19 protein-coding genes are annotated in these 18,983 nt (G+C 34.6%); 5 read left to right on the top strand and 14 right to left on the bottom strand.

Going from position 1 to position 18,983, the window contains the following annotated elements:
* The 5 genes from purE to J3U35_RS10310 all read right to left on the bottom strand — a co-directional run bounded on the left by purE (position 1) and on the right by J3U35_RS10310 (position 5,691).
* Positions 1-501, bottom strand: coding sequence for a 5-(carboxyamino)imidazole ribonucleotide mutase (gene purE / locus J3U35_RS10330; protein WP_267361193.1), 501 nt, complete (start codon positions 499-501; stop codon positions 1-3).
* A gap of 107 nt (positions 502-608) precedes the next feature.
* The gene (locus J3U35_RS10325) at positions 609-995 is read right to left on the bottom strand and encodes a RidA family protein (RefSeq protein WP_416380701.1); all 387 of its coding nucleotides are present in this window, start codon (positions 993-995) and stop codon (positions 609-611) included.
* Between the two features lie 25 nt (positions 996-1,020).
* On the bottom strand, positions 1,021-3,024 hold the full coding sequence (uvrB, locus tag J3U35_RS10320) for an excinuclease ABC subunit UvrB (protein ID WP_220216767.1): 2,004 nt from the start codon (positions 3,022-3,024) through the stop codon (positions 1,021-1,023).
* A gap of 395 nt (positions 3,025-3,419) precedes the next feature.
* The gene (modF, locus tag J3U35_RS10315; protein WP_416380698.1) at positions 3,420-4,892 is read right to left on the bottom strand and encodes a molybdate ABC transporter ATP-binding protein ModF; all 1,473 of its coding nucleotides are present in this window, start codon (positions 4,890-4,892) and stop codon (positions 3,420-3,422) included.
* Positions 4,893-4,902: 10 nt separating this feature from the next.
* On the bottom strand, positions 4,903-5,691 hold the full coding sequence (locus J3U35_RS10310) for a TOBE domain-containing protein (protein ID WP_267361187.1): 789 nt from the start codon (positions 5,689-5,691) through the stop codon (positions 4,903-4,905).
* A gap of 324 nt (positions 5,692-6,015) precedes the next feature.
* On the opposite strand from J3U35_RS10310, the gene modA reads away from it, so the two are divergent.
* The 3 genes from modA to modC are packed head-to-tail and all read left to right on the top strand — an operon-like array spanning position 6,016 to position 8,169.
* A complete protein-coding gene (modA, locus tag J3U35_RS10305; RefSeq protein WP_267361185.1) occupies positions 6,016-6,780 on the top strand; it encodes a molybdate ABC transporter substrate-binding protein in 765 nt (254 codons plus the stop codon).
* A 12-nt stretch (positions 6,781-6,792) separates the two neighbouring features.
* The gene (gene modB / locus J3U35_RS10300) at positions 6,793-7,482 is read left to right on the top strand and encodes a molybdate ABC transporter permease subunit (protein ID WP_267361183.1); all 690 of its coding nucleotides are present in this window, start codon (positions 6,793-6,795) and stop codon (positions 7,480-7,482) included.
* A 3-nt stretch (positions 7,483-7,485) separates the two neighbouring features.
* The gene (gene modC / locus J3U35_RS10295; protein WP_267361181.1) at positions 7,486-8,169 is read left to right on the top strand and encodes a molybdenum ABC transporter ATP-binding protein; all 684 of its coding nucleotides are present in this window, start codon (positions 7,486-7,488) and stop codon (positions 8,167-8,169) included.
* Here modC and J3U35_RS10290 read toward each other — a convergent pair.
* From J3U35_RS10290 to J3U35_RS10275, 4 genes are all read right to left on the bottom strand, one after another.
* Entirely contained in the window at positions 8,148-8,900 is a 753-nt protein-coding gene (locus J3U35_RS10290) for a UDP-2,3-diacylglucosamine diphosphatase (protein ID WP_267361179.1), read from the bottom strand. The two genes, modC and J3U35_RS10290, sit on opposite strands and share 22 nt — an antisense overlap.
* Positions 8,893-9,384 carry a peptidylprolyl isomerase B gene (gene ppiB / locus J3U35_RS10285; RefSeq protein WP_267361177.1) on the bottom strand — a complete coding sequence of 164 codons (492 nt, stop codon included), beginning with the start codon at positions 9,382-9,384 and terminating at the stop codon, positions 8,893-8,895. Before ppiB ends, J3U35_RS10290 begins: the two co-directional genes overlap by 8 nt.
* 75 nt (positions 9,385-9,459) lie before the next feature.
* Complete coding sequence (gene folD, locus J3U35_RS10280) at positions 9,460-10,311, bottom strand: bifunctional methylenetetrahydrofolate dehydrogenase/methenyltetrahydrofolate cyclohydrolase FolD (protein ID WP_267351302.1); 852 nt, start codon at positions 10,309-10,311, stop codon at positions 9,460-9,462.
* 69 nt (positions 10,312-10,380) lie between these two features.
* Positions 10,381-11,070 (bottom strand): DUF2884 family protein, encoded by a 690-nt coding sequence (locus tag J3U35_RS10275; protein ID WP_267361175.1) that lies wholly within the window; start codon positions 11,068-11,070, stop codon positions 10,381-10,383.
* A 379-nt stretch (positions 11,071-11,449) separates the two neighbouring features.
* On the opposite strand from J3U35_RS10275, the gene J3U35_RS10270 reads away from it, so the two are divergent.
* Positions 11,450-11,716: a GrxA family glutaredoxin gene (locus tag J3U35_RS10270; protein ID WP_220216757.1), complete on the top strand. Its 267-nt coding sequence runs from the start codon at positions 11,450-11,452 to the stop codon at positions 11,714-11,716.
* Between the two features lie 60 nt (positions 11,717-11,776).
* On the opposite strand, the gene tsaB is transcribed toward J3U35_RS10270, so the two are convergent.
* The 3 genes from tsaB to rfaD form a co-directional block, all read right to left on the bottom strand.
* Positions 11,777-12,460 carry a tRNA (adenosine(37)-N6)-threonylcarbamoyltransferase complex dimerization subunit type 1 TsaB gene (gene tsaB, locus J3U35_RS10265; protein ID WP_267361173.1) on the bottom strand — a complete coding sequence of 228 codons (684 nt, stop codon included), beginning with the start codon at positions 12,458-12,460 and terminating at the stop codon, positions 11,777-11,779.
* A gap of 30 nt (positions 12,461-12,490) precedes the next feature.
* Positions 12,491-14,395 carry an ATP-dependent DNA helicase gene (locus J3U35_RS10260; protein ID WP_267351295.1) on the bottom strand — a complete coding sequence of 635 codons (1,905 nt, stop codon included), beginning with the start codon at positions 14,393-14,395 and terminating at the stop codon, positions 12,491-12,493.
* A 318-nt stretch (positions 14,396-14,713) separates the two neighbouring features.
* Complete coding sequence (gene rfaD, locus J3U35_RS10255; RefSeq protein ID WP_267351293.1) at positions 14,714-15,640, bottom strand: ADP-glyceromanno-heptose 6-epimerase; 927 nt, start codon at positions 15,638-15,640, stop codon at positions 14,714-14,716.
* Between the two features lie 203 nt (positions 15,641-15,843).
* Here rfaD and J3U35_RS10250 point away from each other — a divergent pair, with 203 nt between their 5' ends.
* Positions 15,844-16,932 (top strand): glycosyltransferase family 9 protein, encoded by a 1,089-nt coding sequence (locus J3U35_RS10250; RefSeq protein WP_267361171.1) that lies wholly within the window; start codon positions 15,844-15,846, stop codon positions 16,930-16,932.
* Between the two features lie 60 nt (positions 16,933-16,992).
* Here the strand turns inward: J3U35_RS10250 and J3U35_RS10245 are convergent, their stop codons facing one another.
* A complete protein-coding gene (locus tag J3U35_RS10245; protein WP_267351289.1) occupies positions 16,993-17,922 on the bottom strand; it encodes a hypothetical protein in 930 nt (309 codons plus the stop codon).
* 11 nt (positions 17,923-17,933) lie between these two features.
* The gene (locus J3U35_RS10240; protein ID WP_267361169.1) at positions 17,934-18,881 is read right to left on the bottom strand and encodes a glycosyltransferase family 8 protein; all 948 of its coding nucleotides are present in this window, start codon (positions 18,879-18,881) and stop codon (positions 17,934-17,936) included.
* Positions 18,882-18,983: the final 102 nt, after the last annotated feature.

Below are 18,983 nucleotides of genomic sequence, written 5' to 3'. Positions count from 1 at the left end.
TTAATCTTCAACTCGCGGATCGGGATGATTAAGGACATCATCTGTTTGGCTTAATCGCCAAAGGGATAATCGTTGGAAAATATCGGCATCATGCAGGGCAAGAATTTGCGCAGCAAGTAAAGCAGCATTTGCTGCCCCAGCTTTACCAATCGCTAGCGTACCAACAGGAATACCTTTAGGCATTTGCACAATTGAATAAAGACTATCTACCCCACTTAAAGCCGCGGTTTGAACGGGTACACCCAGCACAGGAACAAGTGTTTTAGCCGCTAACATACCCGGTAAGTGAGCTGCACCGCCAGCACCAGCAATAATCACATCAATGCCCTTTTGCTTAGCGTCCTGAGCAAATTGAAACAGTTTATCTGGAGTACGATGAGCAGATACGACTTCAACATGATAAGGAAGACTGAGTATATCGAGCACGTCAGCAGCATGTTGCATCGTTGCCCAATCACTTTTGGAGCCCATAACAATAGCAATTTTAGGTTGAATACGCATAGAAAATTGTATGAATATTTAAAAGATTAAGTAGATAAAGTATACACTAAAATTTTATGAATGGGGATAAAAAGGATCGTTAAGGATATACACAATGCCACCCTTGCCTACATAACAAAGGTAGCATGTGCATCAATTTTAATTTGCGCTTTAACCGCAGCAATAACTTTTATTTCAACCAGATACGCTTCTACCATCAGCGCACAATGTACCGTACAACGAACGGGCGCACTACCTTTTGCTACCCATTCATCCCATGCTTTATTCATTGCGGTAAAATCACTTTTGTTGGCAAGAAAAATGGTGACATCTAAAAGCTGTGTTTTATCACTATTTGCTCTGGCTAACATATTATCTATTTCAGCCAGTGCACTTTTAGTTTGTGCATAAGCATCATTGATTAAATTAGTCGGTACACTGGTATAATAAATTACATCATTGTGTATTACCGCTTCAGACCAACGATCTGCTGGATCAATTCGTGTTATTGTCATCATTTATTCCTTATAAGATGATTAATTAAGAAACCTTAATAAAATCTGCACGTAATTTTTTTATTTCATCACGCAACACACCTGCTTTTTCAAATTCAAGATTTTGTGCTGCTTCATACATCATTGCTTCAAGCTCTTTCACTCTGGCTTGAACCTCTTTGACAGAGACATAATGATACGGTTTACCTGGTTCAAAAGCTTGGACTTTCGCCGTTGATTTTTTAGTGCTTAATCCTGCTTCTAAAATATCTTTAATCTCTTTACGTACTGATTTTGGTGTAATGCCATGTGCCGTATTAAAATCTTCCTGTTTTTTTCGACGTCGAGCGGTTTCATCAATGGTTTTTTGCATTGCTGGCGTAATTTTATCAGCATACAAAATCGCTTTACCATTTACATTACGCGCGGCACGTCCTACTGTCTGAATTAAAGAACTTTCAGAACGTAAAAAGCCCTCTCGGTCAGCATCTAAAATCGCAATAAGCGAGACTTCAGGAATATCTAATCCCTCACGTAATAAGTTAATTCCAACAAGCACATCTACCTTGCCTAACCGTAAATCCCGAATAATCTCCATGCGTTCAACCGTATTAATATCAGAATGCAAATACTTCACTTTCACATTATGCTCCGATAAATAATCGGTTAGATTTTCTGCCATTTTTTTGGTTAAGGTGGTAACTAATACCCGCTCTTCATTTTGCATGCGGATTTTAATTTCCGAAAGCAAGTCATCAACTTGCGTTGCCACCGGTCTTATTTCAATAATAGGATCTAGCAAGCCTGTTGGTCTAACCACTTGTTCGATGATTTCGCCACCCGATTTTTCGATTTCATATTTTGCCGGTGTTGCCGATACATAAATTGTTTGCGGCATAATATTTTCAAATTCAGAAAATTTCAATGGACGGTTGTCCAACGCTGACGGCAAACGAAAACCATATTCAACCAAATTAAGTTTACGTGAACGGTCGCCATTATACATTGCACCTAGTTGGGGAATAGCAACATGGGATTCATCAATAAACAATAATCCGTCAGCCGGTAGATAATCAAATAACGTTGCCGGCGGATCGCCCGGTTTGCGCTGTGATAAAAACCGTGAATAGTTTTCGATACCCGAGCAGTAGCCTAATTCGGTCATCATCTCAATATCAAATAACGTACGTTGCGTTAAACGTTGTTCTTCTAACAGTCGTTGATTATCAAGTAGTACTTTCTGACGCTCTTTAAGTTCGAGCTTAATTTGAGCAATCGCATTTTCCATAATGTTTCTTGGTGTAACATAGTGGGTTTTAGGATAGATAGTAATACGTGATACTTCATTAACGCTATTACCTGTCAATGGGTCGAATAATGTAATTCGATCGACTTCATCATCAAATAGTTCTACCCGTACTGCAAGTTCGTCCGAATCAGCCGGAAAAATATCGATGACATCACCACGAACTCGGAAAGTACCACGACTAAATCCAAGGTCATTACGCGTATATTGTAATTCAGCCAAACGGGTTAATATCGAGCGCTGATCGGTAATCGTACCTTTAGTTAAATGCAAAATCATTGACATGTAAGTTTCTGGCGCACCTAAGCCATAAATCGCTGATACCGAAGCGACTATGACGACATCACGACGTTCCAATAAAGATTTTGTTGCCGAAAGTCGCATTTGTTCAATATGTTCATTAATCGATGCATCTTTTTCAATAAATGTATCGGTTGAAGGTACATAAGATTCTGGCTGGTAATAATCATAGTAAGAAACAAAGTACTCAACAGCATTTTCAGGAAAAAAAGCTTTCATCTCGCCATATAACTGTGCAGCAAGTGTTTTATTTGGCGCTAAAATAATCGTTGGGCGATTATGTTTAGCAATGACATTTGCCATCGTAAACGTTTTACCTGAGCCAGTCACGCCTAATAATGTTTGATGTGCTATTCCGTCATCAAGATTTTGATTAATCCTTTTAATCGCTTCTGGCTGGTCGCCGGCAGGTTTAAAATCGGAACACAATTTGAATTTTTTCATTACGTCGTAACCTAAAATTTTACCTATTAATAAAAATTATCCCCAAAAGGGCTTGACCTTTTAAAATGTTATATTTTTTGTTCAGTTAACATAAATTCAATTAATCGCCGCTTACTAATGACAACTTGATTTATGATAACTTATTGATATTATTAATTTCATTCCATTACGCTTACAATCTAAACAGTTCAATACAAAACCTTATAGAAACTGAGTTTTTTACTGTTTTGAATAAACTACTCACAGAGTTATCCACAGGGTTGGGGGATAACTCCATAAGTATAGTCTTTTTAAAATTTTTTCAAATTTCAACAAAAAATTTAGGGATTAAATCGCCTTTATTTAATTGTTTTTTTCTATTTTTAAATAGTTTTTAATAGCAAAAAACTAACAAACTAATTAATCTCTTCAATCTTATATTGATAGTTAACATCAGTTGTAGGTACAAAAGTTAATCGATGAGTGATGCATTTAGGGGCATCTTCAGCATGATGAGACACAAATAACAATTGTGTATGCCCATCAACAATTAAGCAATCTATCCAACGTTTGACTAATTCTCGATTTAAATAATCTAATCCTTGTAAGGGTTCATCCAATATTAATAATGTAGGATGTTTAACCAATGCTCTGGCAATCAAAACTAAGCGCTGTTGCCCCCAAGAAAGCGATTGAAACGGTTTATTAGCCTGAGAATATAAACCAAGTAGTTGTAGCCATTTATCCGCTAGCTTATTTTGTTTATCACTCGCTGTTTGATAAACCCCAACAGAATCAAAATAACCGGACAAAAGGACATTTTTAACGCTGGTACTCACTCGATAGTCTAAATGGAAGCTACTGCTGACATAGCCTATATGACGTTTTATGTCCCAAATGGTTTCACCAGAGCCACGTTTACGCCCAAAAAGTGTCAAATCATTGCTATAACCTTGAGGATGATCGCCTGTGATTAAACTTAATAGTGTCGATTTACCGGCACCATTAGGCCCGATAATTTGCCAATTTTGATGCGCTTTAACTTGCCAAGTTAATCCATTAATCACCGCTTTATCGTCATAATAAACATAGCCGTTATTTAAAATGATACGATCTAAGTGATCGGCAAGTTCAATAGGTGATTCATCTGCTTCTGGTAATGACATCTCAGGCAGATTTTCCAAATTAACCAGCTGCTGGATTGTTTCATCCTTTAATATTGTATCTTTTTTGCCCATTTTCAAGAGTTGACAATCGGCTAATAGTCCAATATTTTCAATGAAAGGAGGAATATCATTAAATCGATTTAAAACCAATATGATAGTAATTCCTTGTTTGACTAACCCCTCAAGGATTTGAGATAGGTTTTCACGTGATTGCACATCTAATCCGTCAAAGGGTTCATCTAAAATCAATAAATCGGGTTTTACCATTAACGTTCGACAAATCAATGCTTTGCGAGTTTCACCAGTTGACAGATATTTAAATCGACGGCTTAAAAGTTCGCTAATACCAAATTGTTGCGCTAATTGATGACACAAAGATTCATTTGCATGGGCTTGTTGAATAATTTGCGAAGTCGTTAATCCAGTATCGTGCTCACCTTCACTTAACATATCTGTATTATTTCGCTTCCATTCGTCATCAACCAATTTTTGCAGTTGCTCAAACGAGATATGGGCAATGGATTTAAATTGGTTAACAATTATACCAGATAATAGGGGTAACTCTCCAGCGATAGCTTTCACAAAAACCGATTTACCGCTGCCGTTACGACCAATACACGCTAAACTACTGCCTGAGTTGAGCGTCAAAGATTCAATATCAAATACACGATAATCACTGATCTTATAAACCGCATTTTCAATTCGTAACATGGATACCTCCATTTATTCAATATTATATTAAGGTGGCGATAATAATGTGCTGTGGATCAATAGACAGCATAATCTTCTTGTCTTTAGTTATTGCCAATTTTTCTATTTCTTGGGTTAATTTGGTCGCATAAATGGCAAGCCCAGAGGGCAATAATAATTCAATTTCACTCCAATGTTTATCGCTTTTAATTTGCAGCACTTTTGCCGATAAACAGTTTTCATTGAGATGATTAAATTCAATGGCAGGGGCTTTAATGAGTAACATAACAGTTTTATTTGGACTCAATTTTAATCGTTGCACGCTTGATTGGGTAATATTAACTTTCAATTCAGTTTGATTATCGCTTAATAGAACGGTGATATAGCCAGCGACCTCATTGATCTCTAATTGCTTAATACTACCATATAACTGATTACGTGCACTGGTCTGCAAAGATAACTTTGCTGTCGTTTTTAAAATATCATCGAGTGGAACTTTATCATCACTCAATATATTAAAAGCATTTTGCTGTAATTGCGTTAGCAATTCATAAAGCTGAATAAATCTTACTGCATAAGGACTAAGCTTTGTTCCACCGCCCTTCTTGCCACCAATTGAGGTAATAAAAAAAGGAGTCGGGGCTAACGCATTCATTTCATTAATAGCATCCCATGCAGTTTTGTAACTCATGCCGACTTGTTTTGCAGCCTGACTTAATGAGCCTGTTTGCTCAATCGCTTTAAGTAAGGCTATTCGACGAGGATCGACAAACCGGTGTTGATTCAGATTTAATGTCAGTAAAATTTCAGGAGAAAACATGATTTCAGCCATTATTACGCTTATTTCAAAGCGACCATTCACCAAAAGATTTCTATTATTGTAAACGCTTTTTAGCCATCCACCAAAAAATGAATCGATCTTACTAATTGATTGATTAGCAATAAAATGACTTAGCAATTTCCCTATACCGTTAAACACGCTTTCGATTGTCGAATCAATCCTAAATATCAAAAAGTTTAATTGTACTTTATTAACGAATTTTGATAGCATCGCTATATAATATTTTATATAACGATTAGCTATCTGTTATGACAAGTTTAGTTAAACCAATATGATAGGTCATATTAAAACAACCTATATCGAGCGAGGAAGAGGATGAACAAATACATAAAAACATTGTTAGCCGTAACATTGTTAACAGCAACTACCCTATTTAGCGTTTCAGTTTCAGCCATTGAGAAGATAACTGTTTTTGCTGCGGCTTCACTGACGAACGTTATGCAAAATATTGCAAATGAATATCAAACCGATCATAAAAATGTTGAAATTGTGTTTTCATTTGCCTCATCATCCGTGTTAGCTAAACAGATTGAACAAGGTGCACCGGCTGATATTTTTATGTCTGCCGATCAGAAATGGATGACTTACTTGATTGATCATCATCTTGTTAACCATAAAGATAATTTACTCAAAAATGCTTTAGTACTTATTGCACCAAAACAGTCCTCGATTGATAAAGTTGAGATTAATTCTACAACGAATTGGAATGCTATTTTGCCTAAAAATGAAAAACTGGCTATTGGTGATCCCGATCATGTGCCAGCAGGACTTTATGCTAAAGAGTCATTAACAAATTTAGGGGTATATGATCAATTAGCCCCTCAATTTGCGCCGGCAAGTAATGTTCGTGATGCTTTAATGTTAGTTGAACGAAACGAAGCCGTACTTGGGATTGTCTACAGCACAGATGCTAAAGTAAGTAATAAAGTGAAAATAGTAGGGACGTTTCCTGCCAATACATTTACCTCGATTGAGTACCCTATCGCTTTATTGAAACCTGAAGCACAAGATTTCTATCAATATTTACAATCATCCAATGCTAAAATAATTTTTGAAAAATATGGATTTATCACGCAATAATACATTATCACTATGCTACTGACAGACTTTGAATGGCAAACCTTGTTGCTAAGTTTAAAAATTGCAGGCGTAGCCATTGCTTGCAGTTTACCCATCGGTATTTTCACCGCATGGATTTTGGCTCGATGCCAATTTTGGGGAAAATCTTGTTTGGATAGTTTTGTTCATCTTCCTTTAGTTTTGCCACCTGTAGTGTTGGGATATTTGTTACTGTTGACCATGGGCAAACAGGGAATAATCGGTAAATGGCTTTATCGTTATTTAGATATTAGTTTTAGTTTTAATTGGCAAGGTGCCGCGTTAGCTTCAGCCGTTGTTGCTTTTCCCTTAATGGTACGTTCAATTCGCTTGGCGATAGAATCGATTGATTACCGCCTTGAACAAGTCGCTCGCACGTTAGGTGCAAAACCGTTACGAGTGTTTATAACCATAACATTGCCATTAGCCTTTCCCGGTATTTTAATGGGCATAATTCTTGGTTTTGCTCGCTGTTTAGGTGAATTTGGTGCAACGATTACCTTTGTTTCAAATATACAGGGTGAAACCCGTACTTTGCCTTTAGCCATGTATACTTTATTGCAAATACCAAATGGTGAATTCGCCGCTTTTCGACTTTGCATTATCTCCATTATCTTATCGTTAGTGGCGTTATTCTTATCTGAAATGTTAAACCGCTGGCATAAAAAAAAGTTAGCAGGCTGATAAATGATGTTAAATCTTGAAGTAAAAAAACAACTTCCCCGTTTTTTATTTGAATTTAAACTTCAAATTCCTTGTCAAGGTGTGACTGCCGTATTAGGGGTATCGGGTGCGGGTAAATCGACACTGATTAATTTGATTAATGGTTTAATTAAACCTGACCATGGTTTTATCCAACTTAATGGCACAACCTTATATGATGAAGAACAAAAAATTTTTGTTTTGCCTGAAAAAAGAGATATTGGCACCGTATTTCAAGATCCTTTGCTCTTTCCCCACTACCGGGTCATAAAAAACTTAACCTATGGTGCAAAAAAAATCACAATGTCACGATTTGATGAAATCGTCGATGTACTCAATATTCGCCCTTTATTATTACGCTATCCAGCCATGTTGTCAGGCGGTGAAAAGCAACGAGTCGCTATTGGTCGAGCACTATTAACTCATCCTAAACTATTATTAATGGATGAGCCTTTATCAGCGTTAGATATGCCGCGTAAAAAAGAGATGTTAAGCTACATCGAAAAATTGGTTAATGAACTAAACATCCCAATAATTTATGTCACTCATAACATAAACGAAGTCAAACGTATCGCTCACGATGTGGTCATTTTGGAACAAGGAAAATTATTAGATTATGGAAAAACCGATTCTATTTTGCAAAGCGCTTATTTACAAGAGTGGTTATAAAGAGTTAATCGAGCACTATCTTTTTCTTGTTTAATATACGAAATACCATCATGCCATGCACCCAGTACAAGCCTTTTTACAGGTTTATTGTCCACTAAAAAATCATGAACAGCAGGTTTATGTGTATGACCATGCACCATAATATCTGCATGATAATGTTTCATCATACTGTCAACCGTTTGCTGATTAACATCCATAATATACGCTGATTTAACTTGATTACGTTCACGACTTTGTTGTCTTAATTTTGCAGCAATTTTCAAACGGATGAATAATGGCATCATTAAGAAAAGTTTTTGCAACCATCGGTTATGCATAACTTTACGAAACTTTTGATATTGAAGATCATCTGTACAGAGCAAATCGCCATGTAAAAATAGAATTTTTCCGTTTTGATTTGGTAAGCAATTTATATCTGGTAATAAGATCATATCACAAGTTTCAGCAAATCTTTTACCTAATAAAAAATCACGATTACCATGAACAAAATATTTTTTAATATGACGTTGAGAGAGTAATTTTAATGCATCTGCAACTTGATTTTGTAATTTAGAATTAACATCATCACCCACCCAATAATCAAATAAATCACCTAAAATGTAAAGTTCACTGTATTTAGGTAATGTGTCAAGAAACGAGAAAAAGCCTGCGCTAATATTAAATGAATCAGCTACAGGCTCACTATCTGATAAATGGATATCAGCGATAAAATAACGGACAGGATTATTCAACCGTGACACTCGTAATAATCACGTCTTCGACTGGAACATCGGAATGCATACCATTACGTCCCGTTTTAACCGCTTTGATCTTATCAACGACATCAAGTCCATCAACCACTTCGGCAAAGACACAATAGCCAAAACCGTTAACATCTGCTGAACGATAATTTAAATAATCATTATCAACCACGTTGATAAAAAATTGTGCTGTAGCTGAATGCGGATCTGATGTACGTGCCATCGCCAATGTACCACGATTGTTTTTTAATCCATTTGCGGCTTCATTTTGAATCGGTGCTTTCGTCTTTTTTTGTTTCATACCCGGTTCAAAACCACCACCTTGAATCATAAAATTATTAATAACACGATGAAAAATAGTGTTATTATAAAACCCATCTTTACAATACTCGACAAAGTTTTTAACCGTTTCCGGTGCTTTATCATCAAAAGTATTAATTTTTATATCACCATATGTAGTGTGAAATACGATCATAAATGTTCCTTATTTTCATTTTTATTTAATGTAAATCTAACAAATAAACCTTAAATGAGTTTCGATTAATTGAACTCAATTACTTAATTTTTCACAAGCTTGAAGTGTATTGCTCATTAACATAGCGACCGTCATTGGCCCTACACCACCGGGAACAGGTGTTATCCAACCCGCGCGTTTTACGGCAGTATCAAATTCTACATCGCCAACAAGCTTACCGTCAGGTAAACGATTAATACCGACATCAATAACAATAGCGCCGGGTTTAATCCATTCGCCTTTCACATAATTGGCAATTCCGACCCCAGCGATAACAATATCAGCATTACTAACATGCTTTGCTAAATCGACCGTTCTACTATGTGTAATTGTCGTTGTGCAACCCAATAAAAGCAGTTCTAACGCCATGGGACGACCAACAATACTTGAAGCACCAACCACAGTGGCATTTAATCCAGATAAATTGATACCGGTCGATTCAAGCATTTTAACCACACCATAGGGTGTACATGGACGTAAAAGTGGATCACGCTGTAACAAATGACCAATATTATACGGATGAAAACCATCAACATCTTTATTCGGATCGATTCGTTCAAGCACTTTAGTTTTATCAATATTTTCAGGGAGAGGAAGTTGCACCAAAATACCATGCACATCAGATCGCTGATTTAATTCATCTATCAATGCTAATAATGCTTCAGTTGTTGATGTGGGAAAATCATAAGCAAATGAAGCAAAACCAACATCATCACAAGCTTTTTGCTTATTGTTTACGTATATTTTTGATGCAGGATCTGAACCGACTTGAATAACAGCAAGCCCAGGAATAGATAACCCATTTTCAACCCGAACTTTTACCTTATTAGCAATTTCGTTTCGTATTTGTTGTGCTAACGCTTTACCATTAATTATATGTGCAGTCATGAGCTTCTATACTTACTTATTTTAAACACTAAAGTCTTTATTTTCGCAAAAGTTGTTATTAATGTCTATTCACTTATCGTTTGCTTGACTAAGTTCAGATAATATCTGTTTATATTGTGTATCAACATTTGTAATTACCGAACAAATTTTACTATCAAAAGCTTTTAATTTTGGTTTTTGAGTTTTCCACTCATTTTTCGATATTTGTTTAATTCCCCCATAATTTTTGAACAGGCGAAAATGCAAAATACTATTACCGACAATATTATAAAAAATTCGTTGCCCAATCTGTTCACCATCTTTTTTTAAATTATTAAAATTTTTATAATAAAAATGGGTTTCATTATTTTCAGTGATAATCGATTGGTGTAATAAGTTTACTAATCGTTTATATAATTTTTTGAGTTGTTCATGTAATCCGCTATCATCATCCAATTTTGTAATAATGGCTTTTTTGAAGGTTGTATTAACTTCATCTAACAAGTTCAATGCTTGTTGTTCTAATTCTGGAAGTTGTTGACGTAAAGCACGCTGAAATTTTAATGCATTTTGCTTCAATTGAGGAGAAGGCGAAACCGACTGATTATTGAAAATAATCTTTCCTGTTGGTGAAATCAATAAATCATTTTTATCATTAAAAATATGGACATTCTGTTTACTTATTACAATGTCATAGCTGGGTTTTACTGCACACTCTTGGTTAGCAGCAAAAACAGTGAATGAATTAAACAATAATAAAAACAATAGTTTTTTTAACATATCAACTTTTATATATTAAGATTAGTTAAATTATAACCAGACTTTAAATAAAAAACATAACAAAATTTTTATTTGCCATAATAAAATGATCAATTACATGACATAAAAAAACGCCATTAACAAAACCATATTTAGCATAATAACAACGAAACTTATCTTTATAAACAATATTAGTTTAAAACTAGGTAAACACGTTTTTTAATAATTAACCGTTGTTAGAAATAATTAATTTAAAATCAGACGTATTCATTAATTTTAACAGCTAATAATAAATTATTAATAGGTTTAAACTATAAAATTAAATATGATTTAGTGCTTTTTTTTCTAGAAAAGTTAAGTATAGTAACTATTATTAAATAACATATAACCGAGGTGACCAATGTTTACTGTAATTTTTGGACGTTCAGGCTGTCCTTATTGTGTACGGGCAAAAGAATTAGCTGAAAAACTGTCTCAAGAGCGAGATGATTTTTCTTATCGTTATGTCGATATCAATGAAGAAGGTATCACTAAAGAAGATTTATCAAAAAGTGTTGGCAAACCTGTTGAAACAGTACCTCAAATCTTTATTGATGAAAAACCGATTGGCGGTTGTACTGATTTTGAAGCTTATGCTAAAGCACACTTAGGATTATTTAAAGAGTAGTTTAAACACTTTTCCTTGATTGGTTATTAATACTATGCCACCGTTTCAGTGGCATTTTTTTTAATGCCCTGGCAACTTCTTCCAAGTAACTTCGTTACGCAAATAAGTTGGTTCGACATCTTCAACATTCACTAACTCTTGTCTTTGCCATTTTTGGTTGGCAATAACAATCAAATCTTGTGCATGAGGTAACAAAAGATCGCTGCTTTTAATATCTGTTAACATTTCAGGATAAGTTTGCCAACCGGTACCTGCGCTATAATAGCCAGCTGTACATTTTCGTTTGACTTTATCAGCGACCTTTTCAGGAGCAATCACGCATTCATCGATCATGGCTTGCCATTGCTCATTAACATATTGATATTGTCCTAAATAAACTTCGTTCATTCTGGCATCGATTGCGGCAATTACGTTTTTGGCTTGATTCAAACGTAAAGCGCCTTGGGCTAACGTCATCAATGTCGAGACACCAATCATCGGTCTGTCAATGCCTAACGCTAATCCTTGAGCAACGCCAATACCTATTCTTACACCCGTAAAACTACCAGGACCTTGTCCAAAAGCGATAGCATCAACTTGTGATAATAGGCAATCGGATTGTTTTAATATTTTATCCACCATAGGCAGTATCTGCTTGGTATGATCTCGAGCAGAAACAAGAAAATCATGCGTGATTTCATTTTGATATAATAGCGCAACTGAACACGCTTCAGTTGAGGTATCAATGGCTAAAATAGTACTCATTTTTTTTCCAAAATAGTCCGTTTTTAAAAGCTAGTGTTTGGCAAGCAAAAAATCAATAACTTTGTTCAGATCACGTGTTCGTGGCGACGGTGGCAAGCTATTAAGAAATATTGCGCCATAAGGTCTCATGACTAAACGATTATCACAAATAATGATTGCCCCTCGATCATCATGATGACGAATCAATCGCCCTACCCCTTGTTTTAGCGTGATCACCGCTTCGGGTAATTGCACATCATTAAAAGCATCGCCACCTTGTAATTGGCAATCTTCCATGCGAGCTTTAATCAAGGGATCATCCGGTGATGTAAAAGGTAATTTATCTATAATAACACAAGAAAGCGTATCCCCTCTAACATCAATTCCTTCCCAAAAACTACTGGTTGCAATCAATAGCGCATTGCCACTATTAATAAATTGTTCTAGAAGTTTAACTTTACTGGTTTCACCTTGAACTAATACTGGTAACGCTGTCAGTTCCCGAAACTGCTTGGCTAACGCATTCATCATCGCATAGGATGTACACAGAAAAAAACATCGCCCATTATTCGCCTCAATCACTGGTAACAGTAGCTCTACCAATTTTTCTGCAATGCCATGTTCATTGGGTGAAGGCATATAACGAGGAACGCACATTATCGTTTGGTGCAAATAATCAAACGGACTTTCTAATATTAACGAATCCGCATTTGTTAACCCTAAACGCTGGGTAAAATAGTCAAGTTGATTATTTACAGACAAGGTTGCTGACGTAAATATCCAGCTCCCTTTGCGTTCTGTTAGTAATTCCGTAAATTTATCCGAGACAGATAATGGCGTTAAAGCAAAGACAAAATGATGATGAGTGCTTTCATACCAATAACTAAAACCAGTCACATGGGTTTCAGTTAATCTATTAAGCAACGTTTTATATTGATTAACACGCTCAAAACAATTATCTAAAGTTGATGATCGTCCGACCGCTAATAATAAAACCTCATGACAAAAATTCAACGTATCAAAAAGGTAAGCTATCTCTTTTTTGACTGGTTCTTGATTGAATAAAAACCGCAGATTTCCTTTAGGTGCTTGTTGATTAATCACAAGACGTAAATCTTGCGTACATTTTTGCAATTTATCGGCACACTGCTGCAACTGCGACATATCTTTAACTTCAGTTCGATAGGTAAGATTAATCTCTTTAGCTAAATCAAAAAGCTGTCGACTGGTTAGTTGTTGCCCAAAATAGTGACAAGCAAGATCGGGTAATTGATGTGCTTCATCAAAGATCATTACCTCCGCTTTAGGGATTAACTCCCCAAAACCGGTATCTTTCACAACAACATCGGCTAAAAATAGATGATGATTCACAACGACAATATCAGCGTTCATGGCTCTTTTACGCGCTTTAACCACATAACAATCGTTGTAATGTTCACAATCACTACCTAAACAACTATCATTAGTGCTGGTTAATATAGGCCATATCGCATTGTCTTCTGTTACCGTCGTACATTTACTAATATCACCATCTTTAGTTTTGATTGACCAATTTTTAACGCGAGCTAAATCAACCCGTAATCCTTTATCAAGGTCACCGGCTGCCGCGTATTGATGATATAATCGTTCCAAGCAAAGATAATTTGCTCGTCCTTTCAATAACGAAATTTTACCGGTGTAGTCTAATGCTTTTTTGATAATGGGCAGGTCTTTACTAAATAACTGCTCTTGAAGATTTTTCGAACCGGTTGAGATGATAACTTTTTTATCGCTCCGTAGCGCAGGAACTAAATAAGCAAATGTTTTTCCGGTACCCGTTCCCGCCTCAACAACCAATGATTTTTGTTTTTTAATTGATTCAGAAACTTTACTTGCCATATGTCGTTGTGGCTCTCTTGCCACAAAGCCTTGAATAGTTTGAGCAAGCAAACCATTTTCAGAAAAATCATCAATCACTTAAATGCACCTAATTTAAAAAGATAATTCAGTTTATATGTAAACGCTAGAAAGTTTATTTAAGGAATAATTCAATATAAAGAAAACATAGTATTTTCATAAAAAAGGGATGAATTGATTGTATTGGAATTGAACAACCCGTAACTTAAATAACCAATATACTATACCAATTATTTACAGCCAGCACTAGATATTATTAAAAACTTGAGGAAAATTACTTAATCAACCCGCCCCTTAATGATATGACGATAAAACGGTTTATTAAGGGACGATGTTGTTAATATGATTAAAAATGCTATTGCCCAAAAAGCGTAAACTTTATTGGTTATTTAACCATTTCATGTATTCGGTCGTACCTTCGGTCACCGATTTGAACTGAATCGGACAACCTGAATTTCTAAATTTGGTTAAATCAGCTTGGGTAAAACGTTGATAACGTCCTTCTAAATGTTCCGGGAACGGTATATACTCAATTTCACCTTTTTTATGATAGTTAAGTACCGCATCAGCTACTGTTTGGAATGATTCAGCTTTACCAGTTCCACAGTTATAAATGCCTGATACTTTATTTTCCCAAAACCATAAATTAACATCAACCACATCTTCCACATAAATAAAATCACGTTTGAAAGTATCACTTCCGGCGAATAATTTAAGTTTTTCGCCTTTGTGAAGCTGTTCATTAAGATGATATGCAACGCTTGCCATACTACCTTTGTGTGTTTCACGAGGCCCATAAACATTAAAATAGCGAAAACCACATACTTGTGATTTAGCCGTTGGTAATACTTGTCTTACGTATTGATCAAATAAAAATTTTGAATACCCATATACATTCAACGGTTTTTCATAAGCTCTATCTTCGATAAAGTTGTCGCTACGACCACCATAAGTTGCAGCAGAAGAAGCATATAAAAATGGTATATCAAATTCTAAACAGTAGTGTAGTAGATCTTTAGAATATTGATAATTGTTTTCCATCATAAATTTGCCATCCCACTCAGTCGTTGAGGAACATGCACCTTGATGAAAAATGACATCGATATTTAAATTTTCGTTGGATAAAATGGCGACAATAAAATCATCTTTATCCATATAGTCAGCAATATCGAGATCAACAAGATTTGAAAATTTTGTCCCATCTTTTAAGTCATCAACAACAAGGATATCTTTAAATCCTTTTTTATTTAGACCTCTTACAATATTACTACCAATAAATCCTGCTCCACCGGTCACAACAATCATAATAATTACCTTTTTAATTAATGAATAAAGATATTATATTGTATAATATCGTTATTTTCGAGTGTTCTTATTCAATCAGATTTAAATATTCTTTATTTGTTTTTCATAATTTGAAAAACATTTTATCTTATTAATGGTTATGTTTTACTGATACAAATTTTGGTACAATAAAAAAATCAAGACAAAACAATTAGACCTAGCCGATGCTTAAAAAAATTATCAATACAATTAGCAAATTAAACAGAAAACGAAATTATTTATTCAAAAATGTAAAACTTTTTATTTTGTCCTTTAAGCTGAAACGGTCTCAATTAGATTTATCAAAAATAGATAAAGTCACCATTCAAGCATGTAAAAATGGACTTGGCGATGCTGTTATCATATCAGGACTGCCTAAAATTCTCGCCACTCACGGTTTTGAAGTGACAGTGCTGACAAAAAAATCCAATGCTTTTTTATTTGAATCTAATCCCTATGTCAGTCAAGTTATTTGTCTTGACAGACCATTAACCAAATCACAGATTCGTGTTTTAAAATCTTTAGAATGCGATCTATTTATTGATCCAAACAATAGAACCAGTTATTCCAATTGGATTTTTAAGATCATCAAGAAAATAAAACCTAAACATACTATTGGCTTTAACTATCCCAATTGTTACCGTGTATATGACTCAATCATCACCTATACGGATTTTAGTGCACATTTTAGTCAAAGATTTAGGTATATTTTAAATAGAATTAATATACAAACAAGCGAAAATGATTACAAATATGATCTTCATTATTCCGATGAATATGATTTACAAGTTGAAGGTCTTTTATCTAATTATCCATCTAAAAAGATCTGTATTTTTAATCCTTATGCATCCTCAGATCGCCGAAGTTTTTCAAGCAAACAGGCACAAGATATTATAGATCTTATGTCGAGTTACCCCAATATAGTAACCATTGTCGTTGGTTTGCCAGATAAAATCAGTAAATTACATCCATCACCAAATATAGTAATTAATCCACTCAATCATTTTTTTCATGCTGCGTCGTTAATTAAACATTGTGATTTTGTTATTTCGGTTGATACCTCTATTGTACATCTTGCCAATGCTTATAATAAACCTTTAATTAGTGTTTATAGTTCTGAGATTGATACTTTTGATCCCCGATATAAAAATAACGATGTGTATAAACCTAATTATGAAAATGCAATACAGATCATTGCACCCGAAAACTCAGCCCAAAATTTAGATATAATGAACTTAAAGCACTATATAGATCAGCTGACAATAAATCTTTAAATCAGATTTCACTTAAAAAATATTATTGTCATGAAGTTTATATAGCGTAAGCTTACTCAGTTATAATGAATTAAAAACATCGTTATAAGCCTGTTTTTCGAAAATATCCGTATCAAGAGCACTATCTAAAGACATATTTTTAACCTCTACTTTTAACGCTTTCATGACAGAACTTGCGTGCTCAAAAGCAGGGAGAATATTTTTTTCAAAATCAGATGCTAATTGTGAATAGGTGATATTGTCTGGTGTTTCATAAAATCGAGGTAAATGGAAATTATTTAAATCAACACCAGCTAAATAAAGTTGGTTAAAACCTAAGTAAACGGCTATTTGAAGCGCCCAATAAACAACAGTTTTAGCCGGAAATACGCCATTGACAATATTTGTCTCAAAGGCTAACGGCTCATGTTCCCGATGATCATTATGATAGAAGTAAATACTTTTATTTCGGGTAGGATCATTTTCAATTTCAGACAATGTTTGGATTGGTTGATAAGTCAGTTTGAACGCATCTTCAATTAACGCAACTTTACAACAGATGGATTGGTTACCGAAAAGGTTTATGATTTTCACTAAACCATCAACTTGCAAAAATAAGAGAAGATCTGGGTTAGCAATAATTTGTTCTACAATCTCAGGTCGTTGAGAAAAAAAGTGAATATCCGTGATAACGTAAAAATTAAAGTTTATCTTGTCCTTTAGACAATATGAGCCATTTACCCCTAAAGTTAATACCGATGGAGAGTGTTTAAACGTTATTTGATTAATGGATGGCCCAGAAGCAACCATGACTAATTGACCGGTAAAGGCATGTTTTAATGACTTAAGATCGATGATAGGAATCGAGATCCCTTTATAAGCAAAATCGACTATTTGCCCACAATCCCCACGAGAGATTTTGACATGAGGCCAACGTTTACGGTTATGTTTATAACGCTTAGAGTGCGTTAGTCGATAGATTACTTTAAACAATTCATCACTTAATTTCATTTTGATTAACTTTATTTTTTGTTTTTAAGTTTAATATACATAAATGCATATTTTAAGGCTTTTAATACATGACCACTTTTAAAGAATTTTTTTGCATAGACACGGCAATCAGTTGGTCTCATTTTATCTTGATAGCTGTCTAAACAACTATCTCGCCATGGCGTAAAATGTTTATAAAAAAGATACCAATTCTGGGCAGCACCCACATGCTCATGGTACCAAGGTTTTCTCGCTCCCGTAAAATGAATAAAGTAAGGTAAATTTTTTTCAGTTTCAAAAAACTTATCTTTATTTTTTTCGTTAATCCATGTGAATAAGTAGTTCCAACTAGGATCAACGATTAACACATCATTTTGTAATACCATGTTAAGCGCATCTTGATCAGGATAACGCAACTGACCTTTATGCAATAATAAAAGCGTATTTACTTTATCTTCGGTGTTAAAATCATTCCAATTTTTTACATTAATGTATAAAAAACCTGAATTAAAATAATGTGTAGTCGACAAGTTTAATCGTTGAATATTTTTAGAAACGTTTTCATTATTTAATGAATCAATACCGGCCGCACACACGACATTATCGATGTCAATATTATTTATTGCAGATATATCTTTGAAACAAAGGATGTCAGCATCTAAATAGATTAATTTATCCACTTTTCCATTTAATAACCGCGGGACAAGTAGTCGAATAAACATGGAACGATTAAGATGCTTTATCGCATGTTCGTTATCATATTTGTCCAAACATGCTTCAGGTATAGGATAGACGATAATATCTGAGCTTAAACGACTCAATTGATCAATATCGTCTTGTTCGACATCATAAAGAAAAACATGAAATTTTAACGCATTATTCAAATTGTTAAAATAGATTGATTGAATAGCTATCGCTACATATTTTAAGTAATTTTTATCTGAGCAAAAAGCGATGTTAATCGTATTCTGTTTATTCATCTAAATTATTTCCATGATGCACCATTTACTACAAATAATATTTTTAAATTAAATATCTTGCAATTATTCTTTTTACCCTCAAAAATCCAATAGTAGCGACTT

It is taken from the genome of Gilliamella sp. B2717, from assembly GCF_026536675.1.
Taxonomy (GTDB): Bacteria; Pseudomonadota; Gammaproteobacteria; order Enterobacterales; family Orbaceae; genus Gilliamella; species Gilliamella apicola_I.
This window is presented reverse-complemented; position numbering and strand designations above follow the sequence as displayed.